Genomic DNA, 14,067 nt, shown 5'->3' on the forward strand with positions numbered 1-14,067 from the left:
CCATTTGAAAATACGGGTTGGACTCATCAGCCTACAGGCGTTAGCCCCGGTGATTACACGGAAACCGTGGCGAACGCCATGCGGCTGATCCTAAAATTGAGATCCGCCTCACGCCCCTCGCAACGCTTGACCAACCGTCAAGACCGTCAGGATCGCCACACTCTCGTTGATTTTCCGCATCATCCGAGGTTGCCTTTTCGCATCATGCCCCCAATGAGCGTGCTACGTTTCCTCGGACGAGGTCTACAAGTACTGCGGGCCGCGTTCGGAAGATTTCCAATGTCCTGTGATACCTTGGCAAGCGACCATCGTGCGAGCGAAACGGCCACATTCAGCGATCCTCATCGGCAACGTTGCGAACGATTCGCATCGTCCGCGATCGATTGCTGCGCCGTCGATGATCGCTTGGCTGGGTGTGATCAGCATGGTGGTTTTGATCATCTCCCACAGCGGTTGCTCGCGATTACGCTTGCCGGCGGTGGACCCGACAGGGCGGCGAATCTTTAACCCGCTTCCGGCGACAACCGAATTGGCGTTGCCCGGATCTGGCGGTGAATGCAAACTCGGCAATTGTCTGAAACGACTTGGCGATCCACTGAACTTGCAGCCCTTCAGAATTCCCGAACCGGCGTTCACCGAGCCGGAGACGCCACCGACCTGTTTGACGCCACAACCGGCCGAGCAAGCACCGGCGATGATCGGTGCGCCGATCGGTGGTTGCAACACGGAACCTCGTGTCCCTGGCCCCACGTGTCCGGGCGATTGCTTGAATGGTCCTCCAGCCGTATTGATCGGAAACGAAACCGGTGCCCCGCGCCATGGCTGCTTACCCAAGCGTGGCAAGAAGGGTTGCATCCTGCTATCGCCACAAAAGATCGTCGCGCCGGTCGGCGGTGAAGTAGTCTTGTTGTCTGGAATCTGTGGCGACGGCGGCTACTTGCAAATGGGCGAACCATTGGAATGGATGTTGACGCCGGATAGCGTCGGAACATTTATCCAAGTTGGCGACGACGATCCCGGCTTGGTGCATAAGCTCGCGCGGATCAAGAAGGCCGAAAAACAAGATCCGTCCTATGCCCATGGAGTCACTAGCACTAAACGCCTCAAAATCACGCGGGGCAACTTGAACCCGAACGACGACATTCAACTGGAAAAAGGCCAAACGTGGATCAGCATCAGCAGTCCTAGCGAAGGCACCAGCCATGTGACGGTTTTGGCGCCCGAAAGCGATTGCTGGGATCAACGTAAAGCGACGGCGACGATCTACTGGGTCGACGCCTCCGTTCAGTTTCCTAAGAATGAAATTCTTCCTGCCGGACAACCGGTCACGCTGACCACGCGCGTCACGCGAACCGAAGGTGCGTTGCCGGCCCGTGGCTGGAAAGTGATCTACAAGTCGCTACATCCCGAACTGGGGTTGTTCCAAAGCGAAGCCGGCGGAACGGCCAAAGCCGAGGTGATCGTGGATAGTAACGGCAATGCGCCCATCCAATTGGTTCCTGTTCCTGGTACCTCCGGGACCGCGACAATCGAGATGACGGTGGTTAGGCCCGGCGGTGAAACCGATAACATGCCACCGCTCGATTTGTTCAGAGGCCACACGTTCGTGACGTGGAGCTCGCCACAATTGACGATGGAATCGGTTGGTCCCGAGGTCGCTTCCTTTCGATCGCCGTTTAAAGTCGTTACGCGGGTTTCCAATCCCGGTGACCAGTCGGCTCAAGACGTGACCGTTGTTTTGACGTTGCCCCCTGGGGTGCAGGCTCAAGACTTGGAATCCGATTTCGTACAAAATCTTCCCAACCAGTTAGTCTGGAATATCGGAGACCTGCCCCCCGGACAATTTATCGATTTGACCGCCGACGTGGTCACTGACAACTCGATGGTGCTGGGATTCGAAGCTCGTGCGAGCGGCGGCTTGTTCGCATCTAGTTCGGTCTCGGTCAACGTTTACCGTCCATCGATCGCACTGACGGTGACACCTCGAGAAGGTAACCACATCGCCGGGCAACCGGTGGAATTCGAGATCGATGTGACCAATACCGGTGGCCGCCCGTTGGAGAATGTCCAGTTGTTCGCCGAGGGAGACGGCGAGATGATCCATCAAGAGAGCAACCAAACTCGCGTGCGATTGCCGAAGTCCGACGGTCCACTTCAAGCCGGGGATACCTGGAGTGATGCGTTGGTCGCGTTTGTTCCATTAGGTTCGGGACGCCGTTGTATCAAGGTCGAAGTGACAGCCGACGGAGGCCAACGCGCCGAAGCAGAATCATGTGTCGTTGTGATTAACCAACCGGTCGCGACGCCATCGGTCAGCGTCACACTTGCCGGGCGATCACGGATGTCTGTGGGAGGCCAGGAACTGTTTCGCGCCGTTGTGAGTAACGACGGGCAAATCCCGCTCGAGAATGTTCAAGTCTCGTTGGCCTATGATCCGCAAGTCATGCCAATCGCAGCGACCGAAGCGTTCTTGGATAGTCAGCAAACGACCGGCCAGTTCCGCCTGCAGTGGACGATCCCGCGTCTTGATCCTCAAACCAGTCAGACATTGGAAACTCAGCTCCGTGCCCTTGCCACCAATCCTCGCAGCAGTCTGGTACTGACGGCGGTCAGCCAGCAAGGTGCTCGCGCGAGCGAACGGCTAGAATTCCAAATCCTAGCCGGCGCGGTCGAACAGCCGGCGCCCCAGCCCAGTCGTCCAAACCTGCCTCCGGCTCAGCCACCACCGACGATTCCCGACCCGTCAACGCGACCGGCCCCCACACAGCCGTCCGCTCCCGTGCAACCCAGCCAACCCCGGCCCGAACCGGAAGCGTTAGGACTGATCCTTACCGGCCCACAAACCCGAGTGATCGTGAACCAACCGATCCGGTACGAATTGCGAGTGACAAACCCGTCGATCCAGCCGGATTCAAATGTCTTGGTCCGCTTCAATTTGCCCGATGCCGTCAAAGTGCGTCGGATCGTTGAACGGATCAACCCTCTCAACGAAGCGGCAACGCTAAGTGAAAACGGGAATTACGCGTACATCGAAATCCGCACGCTCCGCGGAGGCGAAACGTTGGTTTACGACATTGTTCTGGAATCCAATCGCCCGCAGCGATTCTCAATCTCGGCAGAAGCGGTTAGCGCAAACAAGACTAGCGGTGCGCGGTCGACCGTCCAAACCGAAGTTGTGCCGCAGCCGTAACGCACACCACGAAATTCTTCGTTGATTGCCGAAAGCCTGCTACAATTTGGGGGTCCCCCATCACCGGAGTGCTCAAACAACGCCGGATCAAGGTCCACCGACCGGATCGGACGATCTACCGGTATTGAGATTCGACAGGCCAATCGCTTCGTCGAGCATGACTGGGCAACCTGAACCGGCAAGGAGAACATCGTGGCGAATCGTTTCGCTAGCTCGACTCCCTTGAGTGCTCGTGCATCGATTACCTCATTCGCACTGGCGATCTTGACCGCTACCGGTGCGATGGCCCAATCTTCGCAAGTTGGTGTGCCACCGGATTCAGACCTTGCAATCCCGTTGGTGATGATCGATCGCCTTCTAGATCAAAAGCTGGAGAGCGAATCTCAAACGCCAGTCGGCCAGAGTAATGATGCTGAATTCTGTCGTCGTCTTTGGCTGGACTTGGCAGGCGTGGCGCCTCCGGTGTGGGAACTGAGATCGTTCCTAGCGGACGAAAGCGATGACAAACGATCACGATTGATCGATCGCCTGCTCCATTCGCCACGCTTCGCCGACCACATGGCGACGCGATACACGAACTCGTTACTCCCCGGCGATGTCGAATCGGTTCCTCAGCCCGACGTGGAAGCGTTGCAGCGGTGGCTGCGGCAAGCGTTTTTAGAAAACAAGCCTTACGATCATTTGGTCGGAGCATTTCTGACCGCCGGAGGAGGGACCGATACCGGACCGGCGATCTTTTACACGTCGCGTGAGGCGGATCCGATCAAAGTTGCCTCGGCGACTTCACGTTTATTTTTAGGCATCGGAATCGATTGTGCTCAGTGCCACGATCATCCGTTTGCCGATTGGAACCAGAACGACTTTTGGTCCTTTGCGGCATTCTTTTCCCAATTGGAACTCGGTGAAAATGCGATGCCGAACAATCGTGTCGTCGAAGATCGCATCGGAAAAGAATTGACGTTGATGGACACTGACCAAATTATCCAGCCAAGGTATCTAGGATCGGACGAGCCTCCTGAGCCAGACCCAGAAAACCTCCGTCGCCGTCAGTTAACGATCTGGCTTGCCTCGCGAAGCAATCCCTATTTTGCGACGGCCGCCGTCAATCGCGTTTGGGCTCACCTGTTCGGCAGAGGATTGGTCAATCCGATTGATGAAATTGATTCGATCGAGCATGCCTCGCACCCTCAGTTACTACGGTATCTATCTGCCTACTTAATCGAAGAACGTTTCGACCTCCGCAAAGTGTATCGGGCCATTGCGAATACGCGCGCATACCAACGCACCAGTCGCTTCGATGGTCTGCGTCCGCCACAGAATTCGTATGCGATCATGCATCCAAAGACGCTCTCGCCGGAACAGTATTTCGACAGTCTGCGACAAAACATCATTCGTCGTCTCGATCCCGTCCTTTCCGAGACCGGAATGATTGATCTTCAACGACAACGATTCGTCCAAAGAATGCGTGATCGAGGGGCCACACCGATGGACTATCCCCACGGAGTCGTACAAGTCTTGGGAATGATCAATGGCCCCGAAATGATGCTCGCGACGACCGACAGTTCGAGTGGAATCATTGCAGCGATCGAGGCACCCTTTCTCGACGACCGTCAACGAATCGAAGCATTGTTCTTGGCGTCCCTGTCCCGACCACCGACCGAAGCGGAATCGAAACGCTTCCTGGATTACCTGACCGATGACTCGATCAACGCTTCGAAGCCACAGCGTTGGGGAGATCTAATTTGGGTATTGGCAAACTCTGCCGAAAGTTTTGTCTGTCCCTGATGCAAACGCCGCTTCGTCTTTTCGTCCACCCACTCGCGCCGGCTTAAGGAAATGAACATGCTGACCTCACGCCGCTCCATCCTCACTCGGATCGGTCCCGCGGCCGCGATCGGAATGTCATCGTGGCGACAATCGTTGTTGACCGCTGCGTCCGAAGCGACCGCCTCTGAAGGTGCTACCAGGGCAGGACGACACTGTGTCGTGTTGTGGATGTCCGGTGGCCCAAGCCAACTCGATACATTTGACATGAAACCGGGGACGGCGGTTGGCGGTCCGTTAAAAGAATCTCAAACCAGTGTCCCGGGACTGCGATTCAGCGAACACCTCCCGAAACTAGCGAAACAGGCCGAGCGTTTGGCGATCATGCGCGGTGTTTCGACCAAAGAAGGTGACCATGCCCGCGGGACAACGCTAATGCATACCGGTAATCCCGTCGGTACGTCGTTACGCTATCCATCGATCGGCAGCTCTCTCTCGAAAGCACTGGCCCTCCCCGGCCAACCACTCCCCGGATACGTTTCTATCAGCCCCCCGCCGATCGCACCGCAGGCTCAAAGCCCGGGATTTCTTGGCCCCAAGTTTGCGCCCACGCGAGTCTCTTCGGCAATCAACGAAGCCGATCAGAATTTCGCAACACTGCGAGTCGATCACTTGCACTCGCCGCTGTCGACTGAATCTCCACGCTACCGAAAAAGGCTCGAACTCTGGCGTCAGCAACAACAAACATTTCTGGCCGACCGAAACGTTGCTAGTTTGGATGCCCAACAAACGACCTATGATGCCGCATTTGAGATGCTTGGCAGCGATGCCAAAGACGCATTCGATCTAACGAATGAACCCGATCGAGTCCGTTCGGCCTACGGTGCGGGAACGTTTGGTCAAGGCTGTCTGATGGCGCGTCGACTGATCGAACGCGGTGTACCTATGATCGAGGTCGCACTCGGTGATGGTCTGGGCTGGGACACCCATGCCGACAACTTTGAACGAGTCAAGACACTCAGTCGCGAACTCGATTCCGGGTGGGCGACGCTGATGGATGAATTGGCGGATCGCGGATTGTTGGAATCAACCACGTTTCTTTGGGCTGGCGAATTCGGTCGGACTCCGACGATCAATCGTAGCGGAGGTCGCGACCACTTCCCGCAAGCGTTCACTTGTGTCCTGGCAGGCGGTGGAATCCACGGCGGCCAAGCGTTCGGCGCAACTGCCAACGATGGGGCCGAGGTCGTCGAGGGAAAAATCGAATGCAAAGATTTGATGGCGACCTTGTGTGCGGCCGTCGATGTGGATCCCGAGCTTGAGAATGAAACCGAAGAAGGTCGACCGATCAAAATCTCCGAAGGCATTCCCGTCGACAATGTCCTTGCCTAAATGATGAAGCTCAACAACACAGATCATGCAACGAACATGCGAACGGGGCTCCGATTCTGCCATGAAGCCACAGCCCTTCGATCGCTAAAGTGTTGTCTCTCGATCATAGGCGTGATCGTGTTGCCTCTGACCGGCTGTGGTACGCGATCGTCGGATCCCCCAACGCCAAAAGCTCCGACGAAAACAGCTTCGAAATCCACGGAACAGACGAAAACAACCCCGGAAGCACCGCGCAGCGATTTGACAGCGATCTCCCCGGAACCAACGCACGCCAGCCCGCCCACACCTCTCGGCGACGCCCCGACGACTAGCGAGTCAAACGTTGGCAATTCCAATCAGATTGAGTCCCCGACCAGCCAAGCAATCGATCCAGCTCCCTTCGATGAGCACTCGATGCTCCTCTGGGTTCCTACGGGCAAAGGAGTCGCCTTGCTCGGACTGAACCTAAGCCTCGATGGAGTACCGTTGCACAAGGCTTTCGACGCTCGTCTTGACCGTCTCATCAACGCGATTGACACGGACGGAAAACAATCGTTCGACTGGAATCAGCTCTTTGACTACGTCGACAACAACCCAGCCGTATTTGGTACATCGCCGAGTCAACTTGGCAATCAAACAAAAAATCTGATACGGCGATACGACCGAAATGGAAATCGGCTTGTTGAACCGGATGAACTTACTCGATTCATTTTTCGCGAGGCGGCGACGTCAAAGCCGTTTCGCTTGTTTGGCACCGACGCGTTGACGTGGCCAAGCCGACATGCCTCGCCGATTTTCGTGGCGATCGACAAAAACAACGACAGCGTGATTGATGATCAGGAAGCCTTTCAAGCGGGGCAATCGATCTTGCGAAAACTAGATGCCGACAACAATCAGACGATCACCTTGTCGGAACTCACCGCATTCGAATCGGTTGACGAGCGAGCTTGGGCGACAAGCCGTTCGTCTCGCCGAGGCGAAGTTGCAATGGATTTGCATACGACCAGCGACTGGTCGGACTTCGCCTATTCCCTCGGCGGTATGATCGACCAACCGTTTTGGTACGGATCGAAAACGATTGGCGATTGGATCGATACAGATCATGATCGTTGGATCTCGACTAACGAAGCTCAAGCAATCGATAGTCAGGTTCCAACGGTGATCATCTCAGTCGACTTCTCCGATACGAGCAAAACATCGCTCGAGGTTTGGATCGCACCTCACACCGGCAACCAAATTCGCGTTCACCGGACCTCACCGGATCTAATTTGGATCGAATCGATCGAGGGACAAATCTGCGTCGATCTCACCCAAATGAATTCGGGCGATTCCGCGATGATGACGCAACCCAATGAATCAGAGGTGACAAGTGTAGAGACGGATTCAATTTGGGAATTTCAAATCCGTGGTCGTGCGGCCAGCCATCGCGACCTACTGTTTGCGTTCTTGGACCAAGACCGAAACCACCGACTTTCGACACGCGAAATCCGTCATGTCGGCGATCAAATAAAACATCTCGGGAATACGGTCACTCCGGAGGATCTACCGCAGTCAACCGTCATTCAATTGGTCCGCGGTCAGCCACAACAAGACGAAGAACGCTTTCGACTTAGTCCGGTCTCTTCGGTCGACATTCAGCAGCATCCACGTTGGGTAACCAGATCGGATCTTAACGGCGATGGCGATCTGTCCGAGTCTGAATTCATCGGACCGATCGACGTTTTTCGTCGTCTGGATCAAAACGGAGATGCGTTTTTATCAATCCATGAAATACTGTCAGCAGAAGGATCGTCAGCAACCGAGAACGTTCAAGAACACTGACCAAACGATCGTCACGCTCGACAGGCGATGCTTTGTTCGCATCTGAAATTGGGATCAATCGCATGGAGATAGCGATGTTTCTTTATGCGAAGGTTCCCAACGCAGACGGTTGCCGTATTAGAACCGGATCGAACGCCCGTGATGGGTCAACTTAACGGTTTCCAAGCGACGAGTTCAGACTCTAATCTGTCAAGTTGCTCATCCAACTGCGGAACTTTTGTGACACTACGAATCTGTTTGATCGTCTCCTCTAGGTGCGCCTTCACGTTTGCATCGGTCAACGCATACGGCAATAGCACGTCAATGGATTCCTCGATAATTTGTTTCCAGTCCAGACCAACGGTGACAACCCGAAGGTGCCCTTCATCATCGACACGAAAAGGATTGGGCAGCTTTCTTAAACTGATCAGAGTGATGGAATTCGCAATTTGATCGATGCACTGAATTGCAGTGAATGGATCGTTCACACCTGGACTAAGCGCGCGAACCGCAATCTCGACAAACTGATGCAGAATAAAAAACAAATCCTGTGTCGGCGTCCGACTATTCCCAATCGCAAGACATCGAATCAACGCATCGATCAGTGGCGTCGTGTCCGCATCGGCGACACCGTTAGAAGGCTTGATAGTTGCAATTTGTTGCCCCAGCAAAACACGGTCCCCGGGCCGGATCAGCAAATGTATCACCGCCCCATGCTGAATCGCAGTCTCCATCAAGCCCGATTCATCGATACCTTGAAGATAACCAAACCGCGTGCTCCTCACCGCGAGGCCATCCGACCAATCGATCGCTTCAATACTGTCCGATGATCGAGGTTCGCCGAGCATTTCAGGAAACAGCTCACCGACCTTGGACTCAGCCATCCGCGAGATGTTATCGAGAACGTTTGAGATATGAATGCTCTCGGGGATATGATGGATGAAATAGATCAGGACTCCAACGCTGGCAAGCGTGAGAAGAAACGCAATAAGGACGGATAGGTGCGGAACAAAGAGAGTCGTTTGCAGAGCCTCATTATCGGGGTCACCTGAACGAACGGTTCTCAAGACCATCAAGCAGTACAAGAAGGTCGCGACAAACGTACCGAGTGTGACTTGATTCCCACGATCCCGCATCATGTTGTCAAGCAATCGCGGACCGTAGTGTGACGTCGCGTGTGACACGGTCACCATTGTCAGGGAGAATGTGACCCCGGCGACGGTGATCATTGAACCGGCGACGGTTGCCAACAGCGCCCGCGCTCCCTCGGGTTGGTTCAGTGCAGCGATCGGCACCATCTCCACCCAGTCGACGCCGATTGAACGATCGATCTCAATGGTGAATCGACTGGCGATCAATGAAATAATCGCCATGAGGGTGGGAACGAACCAATAGCTGCCGCTAATCCGATAAGCCACTTGCTGAATTTGAGCTTTCACCGATTCCGAATTAGCCTCGATCGCCTTAAATGTGGTTTGGTATCTCGTTTGCCACTACTCGTCATCCTGTTTGGTACAAGCATTTTATCTTGTTTGGAACAGGCTTTTTTTCTTTTCTGAATTGCATTCTTTGTGCCAGGGCATCATTCACGATGCCAAAATCAACGATACCCCAGGACGATCATGAGCCCCCCCCAAGAAACATCCGAACAGCGAATGGACTTAGCGATCAAGATCGCCGAAGTCGGAATTTCACTGGGTCAAAGTCCTTTCGGCGCCGCAATTTTCGATGATCGCGGAACCCCCATCGCGATCACGCATAACGTAGTGAAATCGAATACGGATCCCAGTGCCCATGCCGAAGTGATCGCTATTCGCACAGCCTGTGCAAAACTCGGCCAAGCCAATCTGCGGGGCTACCAATTGGTTAGCACGTGTGAGCCCTGCCCGATGTGCGCTGCTACGATTGTGTTCTCCGGAATCCGATCGATCGTTTTTGGCGCAAGTGTCGAGGACGCAAAAAAAGCCGGATTCGATGAACTTCAACTCGCATCGAAATTAATCTTTGATGAGGCATCGGAGCCAATCGAAGTCTACGGCGGAGTGCAGATCGAGCGTTGTGTCCGCCTTTTCAAACAATCCAGACGATAAAATCGCCCCGCGGCCTGTAAGGTCCAAATCTCAATGGGGTAAACAGAGAAGTCGTGAAGCCGCCAGTGGGATCGCATGAATGCGAGTTCGCTCCTACCCTATGGCCTAGAAGTTGCAACACTGGCTGAGAAGACGTGGTGGTAGAAACCTGTCAAGCCTGTTTGATTTTCCGGTTGGCTTGGTCAGGCAAACCCATGCCAGCGTGCTATGGCTGCCCGTGAACGGTGAAGGTTCACCAGCCCCTCGTTGTCCGATTTAACAAACCGTTTTTCCATTCAGCCAACTCTTCGAATCGTTTTATATTTCGGCTTTGTTGGCTTGAACGGATGGACGCTACGATAGCGTCGCTGACAAAGAACTCGATGGAACACCTCGGTAGCACCTAACCTCTGGACCACAAACCGAGCAACGATCTAATCGAAACTTTTTCACCCTGTTTTCCCACTATTGAGCCCCTCAAGTAATCGTGCGTCAGTTCGTTGGAAGTTGTTTGATTGTCGATGATGTGCGAAGCACACGCTTGGCGATCCGGTCGTGGCTGTCGAGCCTCGGCTTCGAATGCTTCGAGTGCGGCAATGGCGGTGAGGCGGCAACTCTGATTGAGACGCTGCGTCCGAGCATTGTTGTCACCGATATCGACATGCCCGGTGGGGACGGAGTTCAGTTGATTCGGAACATCCGTGAGTCGACCGAGCCTGAACTTATCAAGATGCCGGTGCTAGTCATCAGCAGCTTGGAAGACACCATGATCGAAGACTTCGTCCAAAAGGTCGGGGGCAGCGCGTTCGCATCAAAGCCATTGGACCGGGACCAGTTCCTAATGGCATTCTTCGCAACTCTGCGTGGTTCGGAATGCTGGGGATCGTTCACGCAGGCGTTTCAGGTCGCAACGGTATCCCCTAAACTTCGCCGCTACGTTGCCCAGTACGAAGCGGACTGGATTTAGGCCGTGGCAGACAATCGTTCGATTGGCATCGGAGTTGCTCTTTCGTTCAGTGAACAACGCTTCTATGTGAAGCACGAAACTCATTTGAACATTACGGGAGTAACGTCATATGTCAACGAAAGCAACACCGTTTAAACGTCAGATCCTTGAGGGCGAGAAACTCGAATCGACGACGAACTTGTTGCAGCAAAACTTGGTCGACCTGATCGATCTTGCATTGTTGCTAAAACAAGCTCACTGGAACGTGGTCGGCAAAAACTTTCGCTCAATCCACCTTCAACTAGACGAGATTATCGAGTCTGTCCGAACCGCGAGTGATGAAGTCGCCGAGCGAATCGCGGCGCTGGGAATCCCAGCCGACGGACGCGCGGCAACGGTCGCGAAGAATACCGACTTGAAGGAATACCCAAGCGATTTCCAAGACGTGCAAGCGACGGCAACTCATGTCGCCGACTCTTTAAAAACCGTCATTGACGGCTTGCGTAAATCAATTGAGCAGGTCGGCGACCTTGATCCGGTTAGTGAAGACCTGCTCATCGGTATCTCTGCGCCCCTCGAAAAACATCTTTGGATGGTACAGGCACAAGAGGAGTAACGACCCTTTCGCCGTCACCGAATCAACGACGGCCTGCGACAAACCAGGTCCGCAATGGCGAGTGCCCCGCTTAATCGGGTACTCGCCTTTTTTAATGCGCCGCGGATGTCGGTGTCGCCCTGGCCCCTCGCCACCTAACCCTATCGATTGGCGGCACACATATTACTCAGATCTGGGCTCGGCGAAGGCCGCTGCCCCGAGTGTCCGGTGGCATTCTTCTGCACGGCAGTCCCTTCTGCTTGATCAGCCCACAACATGGCTGTTGAACGCCCAGATTAGTAACGCGATCACTAGCTGCACGGACTCAGTTCGACCGCCTTCTCTCGGGCTGCTCACGGAGCCGGCGTTCAAACGAGGCATCTGAATGCCGCGACTATGGGAATTGCGACTTCTTTGCCGATTCGTGCAGAAGTTTTTAGCAGAGCCTCAGCTATGGCATGGCAAGTGCATTTTCAAATGTATTGAAACTGAAGGTCGCAACCGCGACTCACCAACAAACAGACGGAGTAAACCGATGGTAAACCGAGAACAACTACACGGACAATGGAACGAAGTTAAAGGACGCCTGCGTGAACATTGGGGTCAGCTGACTGAAAACGATTTGCAGCGGGCGCGTGGATCGGCCGAACAACTCGTCGGCGTCGTGCAACAAAAAACTGGCGCGACCCGAAACGAGGTTGAAAACTTCCTCAATGGAATTTTGGATCCTTCGTTTGGCGAGAAAGTTTCGGCAGCGGCACAGCAGTATGGTGAAGCTGCTCAACAAGCTTACAGCGATACCGCTGATTACATGAAGCATGCTTGTGCGGACGCTGCCGCCGTGACTGAGGATTACGCCGAGCGATTTGTGCATACCGTTAAAAGCCGCCCCAAGGAGTCAATCGCGATCGCCTTCGGGTTAGGAATTGCCGCCGGAGCGTTGTTCTTCTTTGGCAAACGACGGTAACGCTCGACTCCATGGCTTTTGGATTGGCAAGGCCGTTGCCGATAGCCACCCGCGGGTCGGTTGTGGAACGTGAGTGGTTTCCAGACCAAACGCAAATCTATCGTGAGGGCTTGGCACCTCGTCGCCGTTCCCTACCAACCTCAACGACCATCATTCGAAAATGGTCACGGATCAAAACGCAGACAGTTAAACGGCATGACTACAACACTCGCAACTGAAAAACAAGCTGAAGCAATCAAGCAGCGCATGCGAGAGATTCGCACCAACCTGCCTTACGAAGTTGACCAGGCTCGTGATCAGGTCAAAGAACTGTCTGATTGGAAGTATCACTTCCGTCGGCACCCCGCAGCAATGCTGGGAGCCGCCGTGGCCATTGGTTTTTTGTTGGTTCCGTCGCCATCGACGCCCAAACAAGTTGTCGTCGAGCGCGATCCTCGTCGACGTGACTCAGACGCGGAGCCAGCAAAGAAAGGCTTGGTCGGTGGCTTGGTCGGTGCCGTTGCGACAATCGCCCTGCGGCAGGTTGCTTCAATGGCCGCTAATCAAATCACCTCGATGATCCAGCCGCGGTCTCAACCGATGAGAACCGAGACACACTCCCCGCGGTCAGTGCGATGAAATCCACGTTAACCGATTCAGTCAACATGATTGCTCCTTTAGAACAACGTTCGAAGACATTTCCAGACGTGCCCAATGTGCGGGCTTACGATGGGTCAAGGCACATCACCTCACAGGATGAGAACCCGGTAGTGCAGATGGTTACCAGCCATCCGAAAGCCGCGATGGCTGTCGCCGCCGCCACAGGGCTCGCCTTAGGTTGGTTTGTGAAGCGGGTGATGCGATGAGCGAACACACCTCTCCGTCACCAATGCGAGTCGTACTTCGCGACATCATCGACTTGATGGAACTGCAATGGCAGTTGTTGTCCGTCGATTCGCAAGAAGCTCGGCGGAAGCTGACCAAGGCCATGATTGCCGGGGTATCTGCAGTGACGCTTGCCGGATCAGCACTCACCGTACTTCTGGTAGGAGTCGGGTTTCTTATCCGCGACCTTACGCCACTTGGTACCGGCGCCGCCATCATTGTCACGTCGGTCACCGCATTCGTTGTCGTCGTCGTACTTCTGTGGCTCGCCGCTGGTGCCGCATCTAAGGCATCGCAGGCGATGACGGAAAGCAAGTCTGAGTTCGTCGAAAGCCTGAAGTGGCTGAAAGCAACCCTGGTAACTCCGAGATCATCGGCGAGGAACCAAATACGGGCGGAAAGCTTCGGCCCCTATAGCAGTGGTCACTCACCAGAAATGAAAGAAATGAATGACCACATGTATCGATCCCAAGTCTCTCAATCAAATTAACACGATTCCTT

The 14,067-nt window shown here is 54.5% G+C and carries 14 protein-coding genes; 12 read left to right on the top strand and 2 right to left on the bottom strand.

Annotation, left to right across the window (positions count from 1 at the left end; all coding sequences use genetic code 11):
• Positions 1-243 precede the first annotated feature (243 nt).
• Positions 244-726 (bottom strand): hypothetical protein, encoded by a 483-nt coding sequence (locus tag FYC48_RS27775; RefSeq protein ID WP_160149500.1) that lies wholly within the window; start codon positions 724-726, stop codon positions 244-246.
• A 40-nt stretch (positions 727-766) separates the two neighbouring features.
• Between FYC48_RS27775 and FYC48_RS13085 the strand changes: the two genes are divergently transcribed.
• The 5 genes from FYC48_RS13085 to FYC48_RS13100 all read left to right on the top strand — a co-directional run bounded on the left by FYC48_RS13085 (position 767) and on the right by FYC48_RS13100 (position 8,146).
• Positions 767-3,190: a COG1361 family protein gene (locus FYC48_RS13085; protein ID WP_160149501.1), complete on the top strand. Its 2,424-nt coding sequence runs from the start codon at positions 767-769 to the stop codon at positions 3,188-3,190.
• Between the two features lie 192 nt (positions 3,191-3,382).
• Positions 3,383-4,975: a DUF1549 domain-containing protein gene (locus FYC48_RS13090; RefSeq protein ID WP_149497166.1), complete on the top strand. Its 1,593-nt coding sequence runs from the start codon at positions 3,383-3,385 to the stop codon at positions 4,973-4,975.
• A gap of 57 nt (positions 4,976-5,032) precedes the next feature.
• A complete protein-coding gene (locus FYC48_RS13095) occupies positions 5,033-6,346 on the top strand; it encodes a DUF1501 domain-containing protein (RefSeq protein ID WP_235034236.1) in 1,314 nt (437 codons plus the stop codon).
• Positions 6,347-6,438: 92 nt separating this feature from the next.
• Positions 6,439-6,657 (top strand): hypothetical protein, encoded by a 219-nt coding sequence (locus FYC48_RS27780; protein WP_160149502.1) that lies wholly within the window; start codon positions 6,439-6,441, stop codon positions 6,655-6,657.
• A gap of 82 nt (positions 6,658-6,739) precedes the next feature.
• Complete coding sequence (locus FYC48_RS13100; RefSeq protein WP_149497167.1) at positions 6,740-8,146, top strand: EF-hand domain-containing protein; 1,407 nt, start codon at positions 6,740-6,742, stop codon at positions 8,144-8,146.
• Positions 8,147-8,292: 146 nt separating this feature from the next.
• Here FYC48_RS13100 and FYC48_RS13105 read toward each other — a convergent pair whose 3' ends face one another.
• Positions 8,293-9,564 carry a DUF2254 domain-containing protein gene (locus FYC48_RS13105; RefSeq protein WP_149497168.1) on the bottom strand — a complete coding sequence of 424 codons (1,272 nt, stop codon included), beginning with the start codon at positions 9,562-9,564 and terminating at the stop codon, positions 8,293-8,295.
• 183 nt (positions 9,565-9,747) lie between these two features.
• Here FYC48_RS13105 and FYC48_RS13110 point away from each other — a divergent pair, with 183 nt between their 5' ends.
• The 7 genes from FYC48_RS13110 to FYC48_RS13135 all read left to right on the top strand — a co-directional run bounded on the left by FYC48_RS13110 (position 9,748) and on the right by FYC48_RS13135 (position 14,056).
• Complete coding sequence (locus tag FYC48_RS13110) at positions 9,748-10,215, top strand: nucleoside deaminase (protein ID WP_149497169.1); 468 nt, start codon at positions 9,748-9,750, stop codon at positions 10,213-10,215.
• A gap of 466 nt (positions 10,216-10,681) precedes the next feature.
• Positions 10,682-11,161 carry a response regulator gene (locus FYC48_RS13115; protein ID WP_160149503.1) on the top strand — a complete coding sequence of 160 codons (480 nt, stop codon included), beginning with the start codon at positions 10,682-10,684 and terminating at the stop codon, positions 11,159-11,161.
• A 109-nt stretch (positions 11,162-11,270) separates the two neighbouring features.
• Entirely contained in the window at positions 11,271-11,756 is a 486-nt protein-coding gene (dps, locus tag FYC48_RS13120) for a DNA starvation/stationary phase protection protein Dps (protein ID WP_149497171.1), read from the top strand.
• A gap of 514 nt (positions 11,757-12,270) precedes the next feature.
• Positions 12,271-12,702, top strand: coding sequence for a CsbD family protein (locus FYC48_RS13125; RefSeq protein WP_149497172.1), 432 nt, complete (start codon positions 12,271-12,273; stop codon positions 12,700-12,702).
• 195 nt (positions 12,703-12,897) lie between these two features.
• Positions 12,898-13,320, top strand: a complete 423-nt coding sequence (locus FYC48_RS13130) for a hypothetical protein (RefSeq protein WP_149497173.1) — start codon at positions 12,898-12,900, stop codon at positions 13,318-13,320.
• Positions 13,317-13,547 (top strand): hypothetical protein, encoded by a 231-nt coding sequence (locus FYC48_RS27785; protein ID WP_160149504.1) that lies wholly within the window; start codon positions 13,317-13,319, stop codon positions 13,545-13,547. Before FYC48_RS13130 ends, FYC48_RS27785 begins: the two co-directional genes overlap by 4 nt.
• Entirely contained in the window at positions 13,544-14,056 is a 513-nt protein-coding gene (locus tag FYC48_RS13135) for a phage holin family protein (protein WP_149497174.1), read from the top strand. Before FYC48_RS27785 ends, FYC48_RS13135 begins: the two co-directional genes overlap by 4 nt.
• The last annotated feature ends 11 nt before the right edge of the window (positions 14,057-14,067 follow it).

The sequence above is a fragment of the Roseiconus lacunae genome, assembly GCF_008312935.1.
Classification (GTDB): Bacteria; Planctomycetota; Planctomycetia; order Pirellulales; family Pirellulaceae; genus Stieleria; species Stieleria lacunae.